The 20,508-nt window shown below is 57.1% G+C and carries 20 protein-coding genes; 13 read left to right on the top strand and 7 right to left on the bottom strand.

All coding sequences use genetic code 11. From position 1 onward, the window contains the following. Positions 1-9: 9 nt before the first annotated feature. The 7 genes from mnhG to ACIQT8_RS14490 form a co-directional block, all read right to left on the bottom strand. Positions 10-354 carry a monovalent cation/H(+) antiporter subunit G gene (mnhG, locus tag ACIQT8_RS14520; RefSeq protein ID WP_400966460.1) on the bottom strand — a complete coding sequence of 115 codons (345 nt, stop codon included), beginning with the start codon at positions 352-354 and terminating at the stop codon, positions 10-12. Further along, a complete protein-coding gene (locus ACIQT8_RS14515; protein ID WP_080791409.1) occupies positions 351-632 on the bottom strand; it encodes a K+/H+ antiporter subunit F in 282 nt (93 codons plus the stop codon). Before ACIQT8_RS14515 ends, mnhG begins: the two co-directional genes overlap by 4 nt. Beyond that, positions 629-1,117 carry a Na+/H+ antiporter subunit E gene (locus tag ACIQT8_RS14510; protein ID WP_400966457.1) on the bottom strand — a complete coding sequence of 163 codons (489 nt, stop codon included), beginning with the start codon at positions 1,115-1,117 and terminating at the stop codon, positions 629-631. The genes ACIQT8_RS14515 and ACIQT8_RS14510 overlap by 4 nt, the downstream gene beginning before the upstream one ends. Continuing rightward, positions 1,114-2,760: a monovalent cation/H+ antiporter subunit D gene (locus tag ACIQT8_RS14505; protein ID WP_262524389.1), complete on the bottom strand. Its 1,647-nt coding sequence runs from the start codon at positions 2,758-2,760 to the stop codon at positions 1,114-1,116. Before ACIQT8_RS14505 ends, ACIQT8_RS14510 begins: the two co-directional genes overlap by 4 nt. Beyond that, positions 2,757-3,092 carry a Na+/H+ antiporter subunit C gene (locus ACIQT8_RS14500; RefSeq protein WP_138794530.1) on the bottom strand — a complete coding sequence of 112 codons (336 nt, stop codon included), beginning with the start codon at positions 3,090-3,092 and terminating at the stop codon, positions 2,757-2,759. The genes ACIQT8_RS14505 and ACIQT8_RS14500 overlap by 4 nt, the downstream gene beginning before the upstream one ends. Further along, a complete protein-coding gene (locus ACIQT8_RS14495; RefSeq protein ID WP_400966452.1) occupies positions 3,092-6,010 on the bottom strand; it encodes a monovalent cation/H+ antiporter subunit A in 2,919 nt (972 codons plus the stop codon). The genes ACIQT8_RS14500 and ACIQT8_RS14495 overlap by 1 nt, the downstream gene beginning before the upstream one ends. A 105-nt stretch (positions 6,011-6,115) precedes the next feature. Beyond that, positions 6,116-6,493 (bottom strand): hypothetical protein, encoded by a 378-nt coding sequence (locus tag ACIQT8_RS14490; RefSeq protein ID WP_400967148.1) that lies wholly within the window; start codon positions 6,491-6,493, stop codon positions 6,116-6,118. Between the two features lie 484 nt (positions 6,494-6,977). Here ACIQT8_RS14490 and ACIQT8_RS14485 point away from each other — a divergent pair, with 484 nt between their 5' ends. The 13 genes from ACIQT8_RS14485 (at position 6,978) to ACIQT8_RS14425 (ending at position 20,490) form a co-directional block, all read left to right on the top strand. Next, positions 6,978-8,603 carry a globin-coupled sensor protein gene (locus tag ACIQT8_RS14485; protein ID WP_400966449.1) on the top strand — a complete coding sequence of 542 codons (1,626 nt, stop codon included), beginning with the start codon at positions 6,978-6,980 and terminating at the stop codon, positions 8,601-8,603. Then, positions 8,603-8,902, top strand: a complete 300-nt coding sequence (locus ACIQT8_RS14480) for an STAS domain-containing protein (protein WP_138794533.1) — start codon at positions 8,603-8,605, stop codon at positions 8,900-8,902. Before ACIQT8_RS14485 ends, ACIQT8_RS14480 begins: the two co-directional genes overlap by 1 nt. Then, entirely contained in the window at positions 8,899-9,264 is a 366-nt protein-coding gene (cheY1, locus tag ACIQT8_RS14475) for a chemotaxis response regulator CheY1 (RefSeq protein ID WP_004439870.1), read from the top strand. The genes ACIQT8_RS14480 and cheY1 overlap by 4 nt, the downstream gene beginning before the upstream one ends. Positions 9,265-9,280: 16 nt before the next feature. Beyond that, positions 9,281-11,530 (top strand): chemotaxis protein CheA, encoded by a 2,250-nt coding sequence (locus ACIQT8_RS14470; protein ID WP_400966445.1) that lies wholly within the window; start codon positions 9,281-9,283, stop codon positions 11,528-11,530. Between the two features lie 13 nt (positions 11,531-11,543). After that, complete coding sequence (gene cheR / locus ACIQT8_RS14465; RefSeq protein ID WP_400966442.1) at positions 11,544-12,452, top strand: protein-glutamate O-methyltransferase CheR; 909 nt, start codon at positions 11,544-11,546, stop codon at positions 12,450-12,452. Continuing rightward, positions 12,449-13,504, top strand: coding sequence for a protein-glutamate O-methylesterase CheB (gene cheB / locus ACIQT8_RS14460; RefSeq protein ID WP_400966439.1), 1,056 nt, complete (start codon positions 12,449-12,451; stop codon positions 13,502-13,504). The genes cheR and cheB overlap by 4 nt, the downstream gene beginning before the upstream one ends. Continuing rightward, positions 13,504-13,893: a chemotaxis response regulator CheY2 gene (gene cheY2, locus ACIQT8_RS14455; protein ID WP_138794537.1), complete on the top strand. Its 390-nt coding sequence runs from the start codon at positions 13,504-13,506 to the stop codon at positions 13,891-13,893. Before cheB ends, cheY2 begins: the two co-directional genes overlap by 1 nt. Then, positions 13,890-14,435 carry a chemoreceptor glutamine deamidase CheD gene (gene cheD, locus ACIQT8_RS14450; protein WP_138794538.1) on the top strand — a complete coding sequence of 182 codons (546 nt, stop codon included), beginning with the start codon at positions 13,890-13,892 and terminating at the stop codon, positions 14,433-14,435. The genes cheY2 and cheD overlap by 4 nt, the downstream gene beginning before the upstream one ends. A 13-nt stretch (positions 14,436-14,448) precedes the next feature. After that, positions 14,449-14,832 (top strand): hypothetical protein, encoded by a 384-nt coding sequence (locus ACIQT8_RS14445; protein WP_138794539.1) that lies wholly within the window; start codon positions 14,449-14,451, stop codon positions 14,830-14,832. A gap of 132 nt (positions 14,833-14,964) precedes the next feature. Then, the gene (fliF, locus tag ACIQT8_RS14440) at positions 14,965-16,647 is read left to right on the top strand and encodes a flagellar basal-body MS-ring/collar protein FliF (RefSeq protein ID WP_400966434.1); all 1,683 of its coding nucleotides are present in this window, start codon (positions 14,965-14,967) and stop codon (positions 16,645-16,647) included. Positions 16,648-17,015: 368 nt separating this feature from the next. Next, on the top strand, positions 17,016-17,747 hold the full coding sequence (visN, locus tag ACIQT8_RS14435; RefSeq protein ID WP_178340708.1) for a transcriptional regulator VisN: 732 nt from the start codon (positions 17,016-17,018) through the stop codon (positions 17,745-17,747). Positions 17,748-17,757: 10 nt separating this feature from the next. Continuing rightward, a complete protein-coding gene (visR, locus tag ACIQT8_RS14430; RefSeq protein WP_400966431.1) occupies positions 17,758-18,501 on the top strand; it encodes a transcriptional regulator VisR in 744 nt (247 codons plus the stop codon). A gap of 141 nt (positions 18,502-18,642) precedes the next feature. Further along, positions 18,643-20,490: a methyl-accepting chemotaxis protein gene (locus ACIQT8_RS14425; protein WP_400966428.1), complete on the top strand. Its 1,848-nt coding sequence runs from the start codon at positions 18,643-18,645 to the stop codon at positions 20,488-20,490. The last annotated feature ends 18 nt before the right edge of the window (positions 20,491-20,508 follow it).

Here is a 20,508-nt window from a genome sequence, read left to right as displayed (position 1 = left end):
TTGATGATATCAGAGATGCTCGCGGTTTTCGGTGTTTTGCTCGGAGCGATCACGATAGAGTGCGGAACGGCCGAGAAGCATCAGGGAAACCGGCGTTGTCACGGTCATGAAAATCCCGATGAAAATTTCATGGAAAACCAGGCGGTCGCCGGAGATCGAAAAATAGATCATCGAGGCCATGACGATGCCGCCCGTGCCCCAGCTCGTGCCAAGTGTCGGCGCGTGCAGCCTTTCGTAAAAGCTGTTCAGCCTGGCCAGGCCGATCGTCCCGATCAATGTCAGAGATGCGCCAAGCAGAACAAAGAACGCCACCAGAAGGGCGCCCCAGAGCGGAAATTCACCAGCGTTGCTCATTCAATCACCTCGCCACGCATCAGGAACTTTGAGAGCGCAACAGTCGAGACGAAGCCGAGGATCGCGATCAGCAGCGACGCTTCGAAATAGATGTCGTTGCCGGTGCGAAGGCCGAAGGTCAGCAAGAGCAACATCGCGTTCACATAAAGCGTGTCGACTCCGAGTACGCGATCTTGCGCGCGTGGTCCGATGGCGATCCGGTAGACCGAGATCGCCATGGCGATGGCAAGCATCAACTGTGCGAGTGAAAAGGACCAGAAAAGGATAATCGAACTCATTCGAATATCTCCATCAGTAGTTTTTCATAGCGGGTCTTGATGAGGTTGATCCAGGCGGTTTCGTCAACGTCATCCAGAACGTGAATGAGAAGTGTTCCCTGGCTGGAATTGAATTCGAGCCATGCGCTTCCCGGCGTGGAGGTCAGGATTGTAGCCAGTACCGCCAGACCCATCGGATCACGGATTTCGAGTGGCACTGTCAGGAAGCCTGATTTGCGATTCTTTTCCCGTTTGAAAAGAATGATCGTCATCACCGAGATATTCGACCTGATGATGTCGTAGAGCACGATCACGATCAGCTTGACGAGAAGATGCCAGTTGCGAATGCGGGGTTTTGCCGGCCGCAATGATGCCATCGACCGCGAGGCAATGAGGGCAACCCCCGTGCCAAGCAGCAGATGACCGGGCGAAAAGCTGTTGATTGTCATCCAGAAGATCACCAGCGAAACGGTCAGCAGTGGGTAGGGCAGGATACGACTTATCATGGCTGCGCCTCCGGATCGCTGCCGGCACGTGGGGCAGAAATCACACCCTGGATATAACTGCCGGGCAGATCGAGAATGCGTGCCGTCTCCTGCATGTAGCGCATGATCGAGCCCGCCTGCACAGTCATGGCAAGCGTGAGGAAGAGCAGGATCATCACCGGCGCGATTTCGATCACAAGAACGCGCGGCACAGTGCCCTCGATCGAGGCCCAGAAGGTACGGATGCCTGCGCGCGTCATGGAAATCAGAGATGCGAAGCCGGAGAAGACAATCAGGAAGACGAGCCACCACGATAGTGTCGAAATGCTGTCATTGGCGCCCAACCCGGATGGGTTGAGAATGGCCGAGAGCATCGAAAACTTGGCTATGAAACCGGAAAGCGGCGGCAGGCCGGCCAGCAGGATGCCACAGGCGGCAAAACATGTGCCGAGTACCGCCATGGTGCCGGGCATGGTCGTGCCGACTTCCTCTTCTTCTTCCTCTTCGTCGAGATCGCCATAGGCTTCCATCGTGACGGCAAGAACGTTGGCGCCTGCGTCCTGTCCGCGCTCGACCAGTTCGATCAGCATGAAGAAGGCGCTGATCGTCAGCGTCGAACTGACCAGATAATAGAGCGCACCCGCAGCCACCATCGGATTTCCGGTGCCCATGGCAGCAAGCAGTGTACCGGAAGACACAAGAACCGAGAAACCCGCCAGTCGGCCAAGTGCCTGCGAGGCGAGCACGCCGATCGTGCCGAAGATGATGGTCGCAATACCACCGACAAGGAGGGCGTCATGGCCGAACCCGGCGGATTCTCCAGCCGTCTGGCCGAAGAGAAGGAAAGACAGGCGAGCAATGACGTAGATGCCGACCTTGCTCATGATCGCAAACAGTCCGCCCACGGGCGCGGATGCCGCGCCATAGGCGGATGGAAGCCAGAAATTGAGTGGCCACATGCCGGCTTTGACGAGGAACGCGACACCCAGGATCGCCGCACCCGTTTCAAGCAACATTCTCTGGTCGGTATTGAGCCCTTCGATACGATGGGCGAGGTCGCCCATGTTCAGAGTTCCTGTTACACCGTAGATCAGGCTCACGCCGATCAGGAAGAACAGCGCTGCAACAAGATTGATCGCGATGTAGTGCAGGCCGGCCTTCACGCGCTGCTGTCCGGAACCGTGCAGCAGAAGTCCGTAAGATGCCGCCAGCATCACTTCGAAGAAAACGAAGAGGTTGAAGAGGTCGCCGGTCAGGAAAGCTCCGTTGACGCCCATCAACATCATATGAAACAGCGAATGGAAGTGCGCACCCGACTTGTGCCATTTCGCCAGCGCATAAATCAGCGATGGAATGGCCAGCAGCGATGTCAGCAGCACCATGAGACCGGATAGCCGGTCTGCAACGAGCACGATGCCGAAGGGGGCTGGCCAGTTGCCGAGAAGATAGACCCCAGTCGAGATGACAGCCGCAATTTCGGTATTCACCGTTGAGTTCACATCGATGAACAGCAGCACCGCGACAATCAACAGGATAAAGGTCGAAGCCAGGCTGATGCCCGCCTTTATGGCACGTTGGCGCTCATCGAAGAACAGCAGAAGCGCTGCGGTAATCAATGGCACCAGAATGGGAGCGATGACGATGTGGAAGGGGAATGAGCTCACTTGCTTTCCCTCCCGTCAACATGGTCCGTTCCGGTCAAACCACGCGCGGCAAGCAGCACGACTAGGAACAGCGCGGTCGTTGCAAAACCGATGACGATCGCCGTCAGGACAAGGGCTTGCGGCACAGGGTCTGCCAGGGTCGAGATGTCGGCACCCGTATTGAGCACTGGAGGGGCATTGGTCTTGATGCCGCCAACGCCAAAGATGAAAAGGTTGACTGCATAAGACAGCAGAGAGAGACCAACGATGACCTGATAGGTTCTTGGGCGAAGCACCAGCCACACGCCTGAGCCGGTCATGATGCCGATGCCGATTGCAAGAATAAGCTCCATTACGCGTCCTCCGCTCGTGTCGCTTCAGGCGTGCGAACGCGGTAGTTGCGCAACGATTGGTGGGCGATTGCTATGAGAATAAGAACAGTCGATCCGACGACGAGAGAAAATACGCCGAGATCGAACAACAAGGCCGAAGCTGTCGGCATTTTGCCGATATAGGGTATTTCCGTATACTGGAAATAGGACGTCAGGAACGGATAACCGAAGTACCACGATCCAATCCCCGTCGCCGCTGCCATCAAGAGTCCAAAGCCCATCCAGCGTAGCGGAAGAATGCGGATACGGTCTTCTGCCCAGCGTGCACCGCCCGCCAGATATTGCAGCAGGAAGGCGATCGCCATGGTGATGCCGGCGGCAAATCCCCCACCTGGCTGATCGTGGCCACGCATGAACAGGAAGATCGAGAAGGTGATGATGACGGGGAACATCCACTGCATGACGATCGACGGCACGTAGAGATAGTCACGGACCGTATCGCCCTTGCTGCGCTCTGGACGTTCCGAATCGAAGGCGTTCTGCAACTGCTGCTGTTCGGGCAAGCCGATACTTTCGTGCGCCGGACGGAAACGTCTCAGAAGCGCGAAGACCGTCAACGCAACGATGGCCAGAACGGCGATTTCACCGAATGTATCGAAGCCGCGGAAATCGACCAGAATGACATTGACGACATTGGTGCCGCCACCTTCCGAATAGGCACGCTCCAGGAAATAGGTCGCGATTGCATTGGGGACCGGAAGCGTCATCACCGCATAAGCGATGACGGACATTCCGATACCGCTTGCTGCAGCCACCAGAAAGTCTCGGGCGCGGCGAAGCTGAGCGGGAAGCTCATTGTTGTTGTCGACCTTTTCCATGCGCTTCGGCAGCCAACGCAGGCCGAGCAGAATGAGAACGGTCGTGACGATTTCGACAAGCAACTGCGTAATGGCTAGATCCGGTGCGGAGAGCCACACAAAGGTCAGGCAGGTGACGAGGCCGGAGACACCGAGCATGACGAGGGCGGCAAGGCGGTGGTATTTCGCCTGCCAGGCCGCTCCGAGCGCGGCGATCATGCCGATAAGCCACAGGATCGCGAAGATCGGATCGAAGGAGGTGACGCGCGGTAGCGTCAGAGAGAATTCCGAGAGGAAGAGCGGTGAGAAACCTGCCAGCAATGCCACCAGGATAAGCAGCCTGAGCTGCGGCTGAAGGCGGCGTGTGCCAAGCGTGTTCTCCAGCCACCGCGCCCACTTCCAGGACACGGTGACAAGGATGCGCTCGAAAATGCGTTGTCCCCGCAAGTGCCTGAAGATCGGTGGGCCATCCTCGCATCTGGAAAAATAGCCGCCGAGGGCCGCATAGATCGCCACACCGCCGGCCAAGGCCACGATACTCATGATGAGAGGCAGGTTGAACCCGTGCCAGATGGAAAGGCTATAGATTGGCGTCTGCGGTCCAAGAACCGACAGCACCGCCGAATGCAGGAAAGGCCCGATCGACAAACTCGGGACAATGCCGACCACGAGGCAGGCGAAGACGAGAAATTCGATGGGAAAACGCATCCAGCGCGGCGGCTCGTGGGGATGCGGATTGGGCAGGTCGACAGGCTTCGGACCGAAGAAGACGGTATGGATGAAGCGCAGCGAGTAGGCGACCGCAAAAGCACCCGAAAGCGTCGCAACATAGGGCAATGCACGATCCAGCAACGAATCCGCATGGGTTTCGACCGCTTCGGCAAAGAACATTTCTTTTGACAGGAAGCCGTTGAACAGCGGTACCCCGGCCATTGCAGCACTCGCGGCCATGGCGAGCGTGGCGGTAGCAGGCATGTAGGTGTAAAGCCCGCTCAACCGGCGCATATCGCGTGTCCCGGTTTCGTGGTCGATGATGCCTGCCGCCATGAACAGCGATGCCTTGAAGGTCGCGTGGTTCACCATATGGAAGATCGCTGCGACAGCCGCCAGCGGGCTACCGAGGCTGAGCAGGGTGGTAATCAGGCCAAGATGACTGATGGTCGAATAGGCGAGCAGACCTTTGAGATCCTGCTGGAACATCGCGAAATAGGCGCCAAGCAGAAGAGTGATGATGCCGGCAGCACCCACCAGCCAGAACCACTCCTGTGTGCCGGCGAGAACCGGCCAGAACCGCACCAGCAGGAATACACCAGCCTTCACCATCGTCGCGGAATGGAGATAGGCTGAAACAGGTGTCGGCGCCGCCATCGCATTGGGCAGCCAGAAGTGGAACGGAAACTGCGCGCTCTTTGTCAGTGCACCGCCCAAAATGAGAATAAGCGCCGGGAGGTAGAGCGAATGCGCCCGAATATCAGGCCCGGCGGCAATGATCTGGTCAAGATCGTAACTTCCGGCCATATGGCCAAGGATCAACAGGCCGGCAAGCAGGCTGAAGCCGCCAATGCCCGTCACCGTCAAAGCCATGCGCGCACCGTCGCGCGCTGCGGCGTTCTGGTGCCAGTAACCGATCAGCAGGAAAGAGAAAACACTCGTCATCTCCCAGAAGATCGACAGCAGAATGACATTGCCGGAGACCACGACACCCAGCATCGATCCCATGAAGGCAAGCAGGAAGGCGAAAAAGCGCGGAATGGGGTCTTCTGCCGACATGTAATAGCGGGCGTAAAGGACGACGAGCAGCCCGATGCCGGTAATAAGGATTGCAAAAATCCAGGCGAATCCATCCATTCGCAGGGTGAAGTTCAACCCGAGTTGCGGCAACCATTCCACATGATACCGCAATACGCCGCCGTCGCTGACCTGGCCATAAAGATAGAGGCTGCTGACGAGCCCAAAGAGTGAGACAGCGCCTGCGACAGAGGCAGGAATGGCGGCCGCGCCGTCGCGCGGCATGAATGCCGTTACGATGGCGCCGATGAACGGCAAAGCGACGAGAAACGGTAAAATAGTTGCAACGGTCATATGCGGTGGCGGTTTTCTTTCAGGGTTTGAAGCAGACGGTGATTTTCCGACGACTCCAATCCGCAGGGCTCCAACAGGAACCGGTGGTGAGGACCGCCAGATGAACTACCAGATAGTGCGTGGTGGCGCTCTTGGCGCGGCACCGGAGAAATCTCGAGAGACGTGTAGCGTAACCGCAACAGCGACGATGGCAGGTCCCACCTCGTCAAACGAAAAATCGTTTGCGAAATGTGGCTCTACGCCGATCGGGCTGTTTGCAGGGCTGATCTTGCAATCATTGCCCAGGCCATCTGTGCAGTCCTGGCGATAGGGAGACAAAGGGGTCCGCGACAGGTCGGCGGTCTGTAACCGCTCAAGCCGGTTTGTCTTGGAAACGGCCTTGATGCTCGACGGCGTCTGAAAGCCGACCATGATAAGCAGGCTCGCAACGACAATGCCGATCAGAACTTGCGGATGGCGCGCGGAACAGCGGCATTTTTCCATCCATTGCAAGTTCGCACCTCCCTTTTTGCATAACTCTCGTTAAATCATCACCGCGCAGCGAATATCTCGTTGATTTGTTTTAGGGGAAGGCCATCGCGCTTGTCCAGCGCATCGGGTGGAAAAACCGTGCCGATGCGGCATTTCGCGCATCGAAAGTCTATTTCGGGTGTCGAAGCGAACGCATCAGTTAAAAGATTTCGCAAATTTTACCGTTTGACGCCGTGCCTGAGTTTTCTTAACTTTCAAGCAAGGAATTAACCATAAAGATTGATGGTATTTCCACGGCGGAATGGGATTATCATCTCCTTCCAGGCATGACGCCGCACTGCCGTACCGGGACCGATCCGGTATGCTTCGTTTCTTGGTTCAAGAAGGTCTGGCAAGCGTCGATGCCGCATCGCAAGCGATGTGCATGTTCGTTCAATAATCCCCTCTGGGTGCTGACGTTCTGAACCGGGCCATTGACCGGTGGACGCCGGTTGTCATGTTTTTGGGGATGTCGGTGGGGCAGGATTTGCCATCGGATCAAACGCGTAGAGCCCCAGGCGGAAGCCTGGCAGGGCGATTGCGTTTTGCCGGCCTCGAACAGCCGCAGACGGATTTCCTGCGCAACTACCGCAGCATGCTGGAGCCTTATCTGAAGGCCGGTCTTCGCGATGTGATGAACCGTTTCCAGTCCATGCCAGACTGTTCGCCATCATTCGAAAGCGAAAGCCAGCTCGACCGCCTGCATGATTTGCAGACTTCGCACTGGAGCGTGCTGACAGATGCGCGGTTTGATGCGCTTTATGCCGAACGTGTAAAAGTTCTGTCAGACAATGCCAGCCGTATGGGACTGGACCCGCGCTGGCAGATCGCAAGCCATGCGGTTGTTCTGGAACATATGCTTGGCGGCCTGGTCACCGAACACGCACCGCGGTCGATTTGGCCTGGCGCCAAGAAAAAGAGCCGTGAACTTGCGGACGCCGTCAAGAACGTCGTTCGCCTTGTCATGGTCGATACCGAAATTGCCGTATCCCTACGCTTCAACGAATTACGTGTTCGCCACGGCCGCGAACTGGCGGAACAGCGTCAGAATGACAGGTCGGAAGCAGCAACGCTGCTGGGCAAGGCTTTGACCGCTTTTGCCGCTGGTGATCTGAGGGCACGTATCGGCCATGATGTCCCTGAAGCATACCGGGATATCGCCATTACTTTCGACACCGCGTTGGACAGGATCGGCACATGCCTGATTCAACTGACGCACAGGATCAGCCAAGCTGGAGGTTTGAGCGCCGCTTTTGCCGATAAAGGCAATTCGATTTCGCAACAGGCGCACCAGCAGGTAGAGGCGTTTTCGGGTACCACGCGTACGCTCGATGGCATGATCGACGATGTCGTGGAAAATGCTGCCCTGATATCCAAGGTCGAGACGGCTGTTTGTCGCGCTCGCGATGCGGCAATGGAAAGCGGCAAGGCGGTCGGTGAAGCGATTAACGCCATGTCGGATATCGAGCAGTCTGCCGAACAGATCGGAAAGATCATCGGCACGATCGATGAGATTGCCTTTCAGACCAACCTGCTGGCGCTGAACGCGGGCATTGAAGCTGCACGTGCAGGTGAAAGCGGACGTGGCTTTGCGGTCGTGGCGCAGGAAGTCCGTGCACTCGCGCAGCGTTCGGCCGATGCCGCACGTGAGATCAAGAGTCTTGTTGGCACAACGAAGGCTCAGGTCGAAGGCGGTGTAAGACTGGTTGATCGCACCCAACAGGCAATCGGTGACGTCGTAAAGCAGGTCTCGGGTATTAACGAAGCCGTTGTAGAGGTCTCTCGCCGCACCTCGGCGCATGCTGCCGGCCTGCGTTCTGTTGCCGCAGACCTTGGGGATATGGAGCGTCAAGCCGGACGGATTGCCGGAGAGATCGCAGACGTCTCCACAGAGGCCGCCAGCCTTCACACAGTTATCCTCGAACTTGGCCGCACGGTCCGAGAGTTTCGTGTTGCGCGCAGGGATGAGGAAAGCGCGCGCATGGAAACGGAACATCAGGGTTTTTCCTATACGACCCATGAAAGCGAGCAGACGCCTCGCGGAAATGACTATCAACAATTCAGACGCCAAGGAGTGATGTGATGGCAGCCAGAAAAGCAGCCGAGGCGACGCTGAAACTGTCACCGGTTCTGGATCTCAACGAAGCGTCGGCGCTGCATGCCAAGCTGATGACGATGAGAGGAGCACCGTTGTCGGTGGATGCGTCGGAGGTGGAACGTGTCGGCGCTCTGTGTGCTCAGGTTCTGATGGCCGGTGCAAAGTCTTGGGAAGAGGACGGCAAGGCATTCGGTTTTGCGAAAGTATCCGATGCATTCGACAAGACCATGAAATTGATAGGCGTCAACATCGATCATTTGCTCCCCAAGGAGATGCAACAGTGAAGAAAAAAGTCCTTACAGTCGACGATTCCCGAACCATCCGGAACATGCTCCTGGTGACGTTGAACAATGCCGGTTTCGAAACGATCCAGGCGGAAGACGGCGTCGAAGGTCTTGAAGTGCTCGAACAGAGCAACCCGGACGTGATTGTCACCGACATCAACATGCCGCGTCTCGATGGCTTCGGTTTCATCGAAGGCGTGCGTCGTAACGAAAAGTATCGCGCGATACCCATCCTCGTTCTGACGACCGAAAGCGATGCTGAGAAGAAAAACCGTGCCCGTCAGGCAGGTGCTACCGGCTGGATCGTCAAGCCGTTCGATCCTGCCAAACTGATCGATGCCATTGAACGCGTAACCGCCTGATACGGGACATTTCACGATGGATATGAACGAAATCAAGGAAATCTTTTTCCAGGAATGCGAGGAGCAGCTCGCTGAATTGGAATCGGGGCTTCTTAAATTGAACGATGGTGACCGGGACCCGGAAACCGTCAACGCCGTTTTCCGAGCCGTTCATTCCATCAAGGGCGGAGCAGGCGCTTTTGGCCTAGACGATCTCGTCGCCTTTGCGCACGTCTTTGAAACGACGCTTGATTGCGTTCGCTCCAACAAGCTGGAGCCCACGCAGGATGTTCTCAAGGTCATGCTCAAGTCGGCAGACGTACTAGCAGACCTCACCAACGCTGCCAGAGATGGCGGCAGTGTTGATGAAAGCCGAACACGCGGACTGGTGAAGGAGCTGGAAGCGCTGGCGAACGGAGAAGCGGTTCACGCTTCCGCACCGGCTCCGGTTGCTGCAAAAGCGCCTCTGTTTGCCGCGCCTGTACCGACGGATGACAGTGGCTTTCAGCCGATCCCATTCTCCTTTACAGAGTTTTCCGACGACGAGCCGATGATGGAGACACCGGCTTTCCAGGTCAGCTTCAAGCCGCGCTCATCGCTGTATTCCAAGGGTAACGAGGCAGCGTTGCTGTTGCGTGATCTGTCGCGTATCGGCGAGATGAGCATCAATTGCGATCAGTCGGATCTGCCGTCTCTCGACAAGCTCGACCCTGAAGCTGCCTATTTCTCCTGGACCGTTTCGATCAAGACCGACAAGGGCGAAGAAGGCATTCGCAGCGTCTTCGAGTTTGCCGAGTGGGATTGCGATCTGGAAATCACACCGATTGCTTCGCAGACTGTGGAAGACGAAGAACTTCCAATGATTCCCGTTCCGTTCGACCTCTCCATTCTTGGTGGAGATGACGAACCTGCCGTGCAGCCTGTTTTCGAAGAGGCGTCTGACGCCGTTGTTGCTGTCGAAACGGCCGTTGCCGCAACGCAGGTCACGAAAAGCGTCAATGCTGCAATCGAAAAGCGCGAAGCCGCAGCTCCCGCTGCCGCAGCCGCCCAGGCCAACAATGCCGCAGCCAATGCGAGCGCCGGCCAGACGATCCGCGTCGATCTCGACCGCGTCGATCGCCTGATCAACCTCGTGGGCGAGCTGGTCATCAATCAGGCCATGCTTTCGCAGAGCGTCATCGAAAACGATGCCAGCGGAACCTCTGCCGTCAACATGGGGCTGGAAGAGCTCCAGCAGTTGACGCGTGAGATTCAGGACAGCGTTATGGCGATCCGCGCTCAGCCGGTGAAGCCGGTATTCCAGCGCATGTCGCGTATCGTTCGCGAAGTGGCTGACATGATCGGTAAGCAGATCCGTCTGGTCACGGAGGGTGAAAACACCGAAGTCGACAAGACGGTGATCGACAAGCTGGCAGAACCGCTGACGCACATGATCCGCAACGCCGTCGACCACGGCGTCGAGACGCCGGAAAAACGCGAAGCTGCGGGCAAGAACCCGGAAGGCACGATCAAGCTTTCGGCCAAACACCGCTCGGGCCGCATTCTTATCGAACTTCAGGACGATGGCGCCGGTATCAACCGCGAACGCGTGCGGCAGAAAGCCATCGACAATGATCTGATTGCGGCAGATGCCAATCTGACCGACGAAGAAATCGATAACCTGATTTTTGCTCCGGGCTTCTCCACAGCCGACAAGATTTCCGACATTTCCGGCCGCGGCGTCGGCATGGACGTGGTCAAGCGCTCCATTCAGGCGCTTGGCGGTCGTATCAGCATCTCGTCCCGTCCCGGTCAGGGATCGACCTTTACGATGAGCCTGCCACTGACACTCGCCGTCCTCGACGGCATGGTGGTGACGGTCGCCGGCCAGACACTTGTGGTCCCGTTGACGGCAATCGTCGAGACCTTGCAGCCGGAGGCGAAGAATATTCACTCCTTTGGTTCCAACCAGCGGCTGATCTCGATCCGCAACTCCTTCTGCCCGCTGGTGGATGTCGGACGTATTCTGAATTTCCGCCCGGTTCAGGCGAACCCGGTAGAAGGCGTAGCGCTTCTGGTGGAATCCGAAGGCGGCGGTCAGCGCGCCCTGATGGTCGATGCGATCCAGGGGCAGCGTCAGGTTGTCATCAAGTCGCTGGAAGCAAACTACACCCACGTTCCGGGTATTGCGGCTGCCACCATTCTTGGAGATGGCCGCGTAGCACTCATTCTGGATGTCGACGCGATTGTCAGCGCTTCGCGCGGGCAGCCGCTCAAGCAGGAAATGTCGCTCGCAGCGACGGGTTGAAAGCGGATAGTCAATGGCAGCACTTAGTTTCAGCGATCAGCGTCAATCTCCAGACGAAGTTCTCGCCAGCGGTGAATACCCGCTGACACGGCGCGATCTGTCCGAAATTGCTGCGATGATCTACGCGGATGCGGGCATTTACCTGAACGACACCAAGGCGTCGCTGGTCTATTCGCGACTGTCGAAGCACATTCGCAATCTCGGCCTGTCGGGTTTCCGTGAATATTGTGCGTTGGTGTCGTCGCCGGAAGGTGCACCGGCACGGCGCGAGATGCTGTCGCATCTCACGACCAACTTCACGCGGTTCTTCCGGGAAAACCATCATTTCGAGCACCTGCGCGACCAGGTTCTTCCTGGGTTGGTGGCACGGGCCAAGGCGGGGGGGCGTGTCAGAATATGGTCTGCCGCCTGCTCTGACGGCCAGGAGCCCTATTCGATTGCGTTGACCGTGCTCGCCATGTTTCCGAATGCGGCCGATTACGACTTCAAGATCCTCGCAACCGATATTGATCCGAAGATATTGGCGCAGGCCCGCGCCGGTATCTACGACGAGAACGCGCTGGAAACCGTTTCACCCGTCATGCGCAAGCAATGGTTTACGGAAGTGGATGCGGGCGGTCGCCGGAAGTTCCGCATCGACGATAAGGTGAAACGCCTCATCACCTTCAACGAACTGAACCTGATGACGCAGTGGCCGTTCAAGGGCAACTTCGACGTCATCTTCTGCCGCAACGTTGTGATCTATTTCGACGAGCCGACCCAGGTCCGCATCTGGTCCCGTTTTGCGGGATTGCTGCCGGAGGGTGGTCATCTTTATATCGGTCACTCCGAACGTGTCTCGGGCGATCCGAAGAACCTCTTCGATAATACCGGCATCACGACCTATCGCCTCATCGGCCACAAGTCGGGGAGAAACGCATGAGCGTGCCAGCACGGGTACTCGTCGTTGATGACTCTCCCACGATGCGTGGACTGATTTCGGCTGTCCTCAAGGCTGACCCAGAGGTCGAGGTCGTGGGGCAGGCGGGCAACGCCATGGAAGCGCGCGCCGCGATCAAGCAACTCAATCCCGACGTCGTCACACTCGATATCGAGATGCCGGAGATGAACGGTCTCGAGTTTCTCGAAAAAATCATGCGCCTGCGTCCGATGCCGGTCATCATGGTCTCGTCATTGACGCATCGCGGTGCCGATGCCTCGCTGGCGGCTCTTGAAATCGGCGCATTTGATTGCGTTGGAAAGCCGGCGCCCGGCGATGCACGCCCGTTCGGCGATCTGGCTGATAAGGTGAAGGCAGCGGCCCGATCGCAAAGGTCGGGTTTCCGTGCGGCGAGACCCGAAACGCCCGCGACACCGCAACAGGTCGGTGCAGCCGAATATCGGGCAGGTCGCAAGGTTGTGGCGATCGGTTCGTCTACGGGTGGCGTCGAGGCGTTGATCACCGTGCTTCAGAAGTTCCCCGTCAACTGCCCGCCGACCGTCATCACGCAGCACATGCCGCCGACGTTTACGAGAAGTTTTGCTGAAAGGCTCAACCGCATTTGCGCGCCCGTCGTCGAAGAGGCGACGGACGGTGCGCGTCTGCAGACAGGCAAGATCTATCTCGCACCGGGTGGCGAGCGCCATCTGCAGATCGCCAATCGTTCTGCACCCTGCTGCAGACTTGTCGAGCGCGACCCTGTCAACGGTCACCGTCCATCTGTGGATGTTCTCTTTGATTCCGTGGCTGAGCTCGCCGGGCGCAATGCCGTTGGCGTCATTCTCACCGGCATGGGGCGCGACGGCGCGGCCGGTCTCTTGAAGATGCGCCACGCTGGCGCGCGAACGGTCGGCCAGAATGAAAAAACCTGTGTCGTTTACGGCATGCCCAGAGTGGCCCACGAACTGGGTGCCGTCGAACAACAATTGCCGTTGGGCTCCATCGGCGAAGAAATCCTGAAACTAACCACCGCCCGTAAAGAAGGTTCTGAATAATGTCTCTCGCAGAAAAAATTAAAGTTCTGATCGTTGATGATCAGGTGACCAGCCGGCTGCTGCTGAGCGATGCCCTGACACAGCTCGGCTTCAAGCAGATCACCGCCGCTGGCGACGGCGAGCAGGGAATGAAGATCATGGAGCAGCAGCCCCATCACCTCGTCATTTCCGATTTCAACATGCCGAAGATGGATGGTCTGGGTTTCCTGCACGCCGTTCGTACCAACCCGAACACCAAGAAAGCCGCCTTCATCATTCTGACCGCGCAGGGCGACAGGGCTCTGGTTCAGAAGGCAGCCCAGCTCGGTGCCAACAACGTTCTGGCCAAGCCCTTTACGATTGAAAAAATGAAGGCTGCCATCGAGGCTGTTTTTGGATCGCTGAAATGATCGAAACTGCGGCCAAGCGCGTTCATATTATACAGGGTGAGTATAAGGTCATCAGCGATCCCGATGTGGTCCTGACGACGTTGCTCGGTTCGTGCGTGGCTGCCTGTTTGAGAGATCCCGTTGCCGGTGTCGGAGGAATGAACCATTTCCTCCTGCCGGGAACCGGGGGCACAACGGGCGGAGATGCGACGCGCTATGGCGTGCATCTCATGGAGCTGCTCATCAACGGGCTTCTCAAGAAAGGTGCGCGCCGTGACCGGCTGGAAGCAAAGGTCTTCGGTGGGGCGAAAACGATCGCCAGCTTCTCCAATGTCGGAGAGCAGAACGCTGCCTTTGCCATGCAGTTCCTGAAAGACGAAGGCATCCGCGTCATTAGCTCCTCGACGGGCGGGGAGCATGGGCGGAAAATCGAATTCTGGCCTGTTTCTGGACGGGCAAGACAACATCCGCTGACCGGCGCGGAAGCTCAGAAGACGGTTGCCCTTGAGACACGTCCGGCTCCTGCGCCCAAGCCGGTCGCGAATGACATTGAGTTCTTTTAGTGCGGAGTTATTAATGCAGATTGCAGACCACTTGGTTTCCACTCCGTTTGAAGAAGCGTTGCCGGACGTCCTGATGCGTGTCGTGTCGGAACTGCACGATGTCGCCTATCTTATCGAGCGCATCGAACCGCAATTGCTTGATCTGGCGGATGGCGCGTTGTCTGCAGAGGGCGTCAAGCTGCTGCAGGGCATCGATCTTGCCGTGCAGAAGACCCGCGGGCTTGCTGAATTCATCGATACGGTGACCGGCTCCATTCCCGGAGACTGGATCGTCGACGTCAGCACCGCGCTCAGCCTCGTCAAACTTGCCGAAATGCAGAAAGCACTCGGTTCAACCATCCGTCATGGTCATTCGCAGCCGCTCGACAAAGCTGCCGGAGACTTCGATCTCTTCTGAAGACTTCCACAATATCCTGTTTTAAAGCTTTCTAATAACACGCGGCAAGGCAACGCTCGCGCAAGCTTCGCATCCTAATGTGATGACGGGACCATAAGGTCTCGGACTCTATGAATGACGGTGCGGAACAGAATGAATCTGTTAAATCAACTCCCTCAGGTCTTGAAGAATTTCGCGGCACTGGGTCAGACACGGCTGCTGATGCTGGGTGGCGTGGGCATTTTGTCCATGGCGATCATCCTTGCAGCAGCGCTTTATGTGAACCGCCCTGCCTACGAGACCCTTTATGTGGGGCTTGAGAAAAGCGATCTGAACAAGATCAGTGTTGCTCTTGCTGAAGCCAACCTTGATTTCCAGGTGGGCGCCGACGGCGCAAGCCTGCAGGTGCCGGTGGGTGCGACGAGCAAGGCGCGTCTCCTTTTGGCTGAACGTGGCCTGCCGGACAGCGCTAATGCCGGTTACGAACTCTTCGATAACGTAGGATCGCTTGGCCTGACGTCCTTCATGCAGGAAGTCACCCGTGTTCGCGCCCTTGAAGGTGAAATCGGACGGTCCATTCAGCAGATCGACGGAGTGGCTGCCGCACGTGTTCACATCGTCTTGCCGGATGTCGGCAACTTCCGCCGTGGCGAACAGAAGCCTACGGCCTCTGTCATGATCCGCGCCAGCTCGTCTGCCGGCCGCAAGGCTGCTGCCTCCATTCGTCACCTCGTCGCCTCGGCTGTTCCCGGCCTTGAAGCCGATGACGTGACACTGCTTGATTCGACAGGGCAACTGCTCGCCTCTGGCGACGACGTCACCAACGCTGCCATGAACCGGTCGTTGACGCTCGCGCAGAACGTTCAGCAGGAAATCGAAACCAACATCGACAAGGCACTGGCGCCTTTCCTTGGTATGGATAACTTCCGTTCCAGCGTGACGGCACAGATCAATACCGACAGCCGTCAGGTTCAGGAGACCGTTTACGACCCTGAATCGCGCGTTGAGCGTTCTGTTCGCACCACCAAGGAAGACCAGAAGTCTCAGGAAACGCAGCCCGACACGGCCGCGACGGTAGAGCAGAACGTTCCCCAGGCCGCGCCTCAGGGTGGTGGTGGCGGACCGCAGTCTTCCGACGAGTCGGCCAAGAAGGAAGAGCAGACCAACTACGAGATCAATTCCAAGACCGTCGCGACTGTCAAAAACGGCTACACTCTGGAAAAGGTTTCGGTCGCCGTTGTCGTCAACAAGGGTCGTATTGCGAAAATGGTCGGCGAGCCTGCCGATCAGGCAAAGATCGACGCCTATCTGGTGGAAATGCAGAAGATCGTTACCTCTGCCGCCGGCATTTCTTCAGATCGCGGTGATGTCATCACGCTGACGGCCATGGACTTCCTCGAAACACAGCTTCTCGACGAAGCTGTGGCAGGACCGGGCATCATGGAAGTTCTCAGCCGCAATTCGGCTGGCATCATCAACTCGCTTGCCTTCGTTGCCGTCGCATTCCTGGTCATCTGGCTCGGCGTCCGTCCTCTGGTCCGCACCGTGGCAGGCAGTGGCTCCTCGGTCAGCGAACTCAGCCAGGATGCCGCTGGTCTGGAACTTCCGGATTTCGCACCGGCACTGGAAGCGGGATCGGGTGGTCTCATGGAAGGGTTCGGCGCCGACTTCGGGTTCGACAGCACCGACGATCTTCTGGCAGGCGACGACGGCGATGGCACCTTCAATCGCCGGGTTCGCGAAGGACCGGAACGCCGCCTGTCCCGCATGGTGGAAATCAGCGAGGAAAGAGCAGCGAAGATCCTTCGCAAGTGGGCCTTGGAAAAAGCTGCATGATTTTGACAAACGGTCGGGTAATCCCGGCCGTTTTCTTTTTTGGGCCGATCGGTGTTACGTTGCGTAGGGGGACACGGATTTTCGTTTTGGGACGGCGTTTACAAATTATTCAGCAACGTTGCACTTTGCTGGGAATAGTCCGAGAATGACAATTATGAATATGCCAGCTTTTCAGTATGTTTTCTTGGAATGGACAGATTCGGAAATGCGTGGAAATGCTGGGACCAAGGAATAGCAATTCCGCGTCGGTTCCATAGAATGAAGTGATTCGGTCTCCGGGGGCGCGCTGTTATGGTGGTGTGTTTCTTGAATGGAATGATTCCATCCCGATGTATAATCTCCCGCTGGGAGCAAGAGGGCGTAGGCGATTGAAAGTCGATGTTGATATCCGCAGGCTGTCGACCAGGCCTATGGAAGGCATGGGGAAGCCGTTGCCGCGTGATCAGCTTGCCAAAAATGTTGCGGCTTCGGCCGCGGCCGGAAACGTTGCAGGTGCTCTGGACCTGCTCGTAACCTATGCAGGTGCATCCCATTATCTTCTGGCACGGGACGATTTGCTCGAAGAGACCGGGTTGAAGTTTATCGTCACCTCGGATTGGCCTTTCGATCTGGTTCGCAGATTGGGCACTGAGCTTGCAAACAGCCAGAACCGATCCAGCGAGATGGAAAAATGCCTCTCGCTGTTGAAGCCGCGATTGCTGCTGCTGCCGGACGACGTGTCGATCCCTTCTGGAATTGACCGGCAATATTCTGCCTTGTCGTTCTGTGTCGGGCGTATCCGTCTGTCGCTGTTGCTCCTGTTTCCGGAAGATGCGGTACCTTTGCCGGAGCGGTTGCGTGAAATCGCTCTCCTGACAGGTTATTGTGTCAGCTTCGGCATTGCCAGCGAAGCCAAGACGGTCCGTGATATCGACCTGACGGAGCGCGAACTCGAATGCCTGTTCTGGATTGCTGAAGGCAAGACCAGCGACGAAATCGCGATGATCCTTGGAATTTCGCGAAATACGATCAATAATTACATCACTAGCGTCATGCGGAAAACCGCGACGAAAACCCGCTCGGAGGCGATTGCCTACGCCGTGCGAAACAATCTCGTATAACGGTTGGACGATGGTACAGATGAAGGGCAGTGAGGGTATGGGACAGACAGGGCCGTTTCACCGTGGGCCAGCGGTGACGAGCAGGTCGGATCTTTTTCCGAAACTCGTGTCCATGCAGAAAGTGCTCGGTGCTCGCAACTTCGTTGTATCGAAGGCTGCGGCCTCCGGTTTCCCGAACAAGAAAAAAATGACATGTGAGCTCGAAAACTGGGGCATGAATGCCGCCGAGCAGAGCACACAGTTCATTCGCTCTGTCGGTGATATTCTTCTCGATCATATTGAAACGTCGCTTTTGCCGGTGATCTGGCGAAACAAGAACGGTGGCGGTTTCGCGGACCTCCCCGATGTTCCTGCGTTGCTGCGCCGGATCGAAAACGACACCTTGCCTTATGCGGGTCTCGCGATGCCCGTTCGGCTTGGCACGATCGGCAATGGATATATCGTTTTCTGCGGCAGCAACCTTGTCCTCGACAATGAGATTGTCATCGAACAGCACATCAAGTGCTGTGAGATCATGGTGGACATGCTGGCACTGGATGAGCGTAAGGCTGCTCCTTCGGAAGCGCTCAGCGAACGAGAAATCGCCTGCCTTCAACTGGCTGGCGACGGCCGCATCAGCGAAGAAATCGCTGTGAAGCTTGGCCTTTCTGTTCACACGGTCAACGCCTATCTGGGATCGGCAACGATCAAGCTTGATTCCGTCAACCGCATCCAGGCAATCGCGAAGGCGATCCGGCTCGGCTACATCCACTGATAGACGCCGACAGGGTTTGTCGACATCCGCCATCGGCCACTACAGCCGAGGGGCCGCGCTTTTTGCGCTTCGTCAACTTCGCCAAATTTTAACAGTTGCCCATTAAAACTATTTCAGTTTTGGCTCTGGGGAACTGTTTTCATGAACAACCGGCTCTTTAAGTCCGTTGCAGGTCAGGTGGTCGCTCTCACGATAGGCTTGATAGCGGTTGCTATCGCCGCGGTCGGCGTATCGACGTACCTGCGGTTGAAGGACAACATCATGGAAACGGCACTGCTGGATACCCGCGGGTCGCTTCGCAGCATGGCCATTCTCTACGAGATGAAAGTGGGTGGCGTGACCCTCAAGATGAACGAGGGCGATCTGACCACGGTCAATCGCGCCAGCATCGGCACTCTTCTCGATCATGATCTTGTTGACCGCACTGTGGCTGCCAATGGCGGCGTGGCGACGATCTTCGAAACCAAGAGCGGCGAATATGTTCGCATTTCCACGAACCTGAAAAATGAAAAGGGTGAAAGAGCTGTTGGCACCAAGCTTGCCAGCGATCACCCGGCTTTTGCGAAGGTGGCCAAGGGCGAGCCCTATTTCGGTGCGGCAAATCTGTTCGGCAAGAGCTATATGACAGGCTACATGCCGGTTCTCAACAAAACCGGTACGACAGTTGGTATTCTCTTCGCTGGCGTTCCGATGGACGTTTATAATGCCCAGATGGATGGCCTGCGTGATCTCATTCTGCTCTGTGGAGCAATTGCGATGATCGTGATGGGCGCTCTGGCATACTTCATCATCAAGCGTACGTTGCAGCCTCTCGGCAAGCTGACCGAAACCGTCAAAGCCCTGTCGGAAGGCGATCTGGAAGCGCAGATCCCTTATACCGGCAACAAGAACGAGTTCGGCAACATTGCGCGTGCACTTGGTATCTTCCGGGAAAACGCCCATGAAAAGCTCGTCATCGAAGGTCGCAGCGTCGAGGAACGCGCCGCTGCCGACGCCGAACGCAACCGGAATGATGCTGAACGTCAGGAAACCACGCGTCAGATCGAATTTGCAGTAACCGAGATTGCATCTGGTCTCGGCCGACTTTCTCGCGGTGACCTGACCCGGACGATCGAGACACCGTTCGAAGGCCGCCTTGACCGGCTTCGGGTCGATTTCAATGAATCCCTCCTGAATCTGCGCGATGTTCTCAGTCAGATCCATGATCGCACGTTGGTCATTCAGAACAGCGGTTATGAAATGCGCCAGTCCTCCGACGATCTGTCGCGCCGAACGGAGACGCAGGCCGCGTCGCTGGAAGAAACGGCTGCTGCTGTCGAGGAAATCACAGTGACGGTAAAATCCTCGGCGGAACGCGCCCGTGATGCCAATGAGGCTGTCCGACTGACGAAACGCAGCGCCGATGATTCCGGCTCGGTGGTGAGCAATGCGGTTGAGGCGATGGAGCGCATTGAAGATGCGTCGCGCAAGATCGAACAGATCATCGAAGTTATTGACGACATCGCGTTCCAGACCAATCTGCTTGCACTGAACGCCGGTATCGAGGCTGCGCGTGCCGGCGAGGCGGGTAAGGGCTTTGCGGTTGTGGCGCAGGAAGTGCGCGAGCTTGCTCAGCGCTCTGCAGACGCCGCTCGTGAAATCAAGCAGCTCATCAACCAGTCGACGCAGGAAGTCAGCTCCGGCTCGATGCTGGTTCAGGAAGCCGGTAAGGTCTTGTCCGCCATCAGCCAGCAGATCGTCACCGTCAGCAAACATGTTGAAACCATTGCCACAGCCACACAGGATCAGTCGTCTGCCCTGCATGAGGTCAATGGCACCGTCAACCAGATGGATCAGATGACCCAGCAGAACGCGGCAATGGCCGAAGAGTCGAGTGCCGCCAGCCAGGTTCTGTCCAATGAGGTCGAGGCACTTCTTGAGCTCGTTCAGCGCTTCCAGATGGAAAAGCATGCCGAAAGCCATGCTGATCGTTTCGGGCGTGCAGCCTGACAATCAACGGCTGACGGC

The sequence above is a fragment of the Agrobacterium sp. NPDC090273 genome (assembly GCF_044772305.1).
Taxonomy (GTDB): domain Bacteria; phylum Pseudomonadota; class Alphaproteobacteria; order Rhizobiales; family Rhizobiaceae; genus Agrobacterium.
This window is presented reverse-complemented; position numbering and strand designations above follow the sequence as displayed.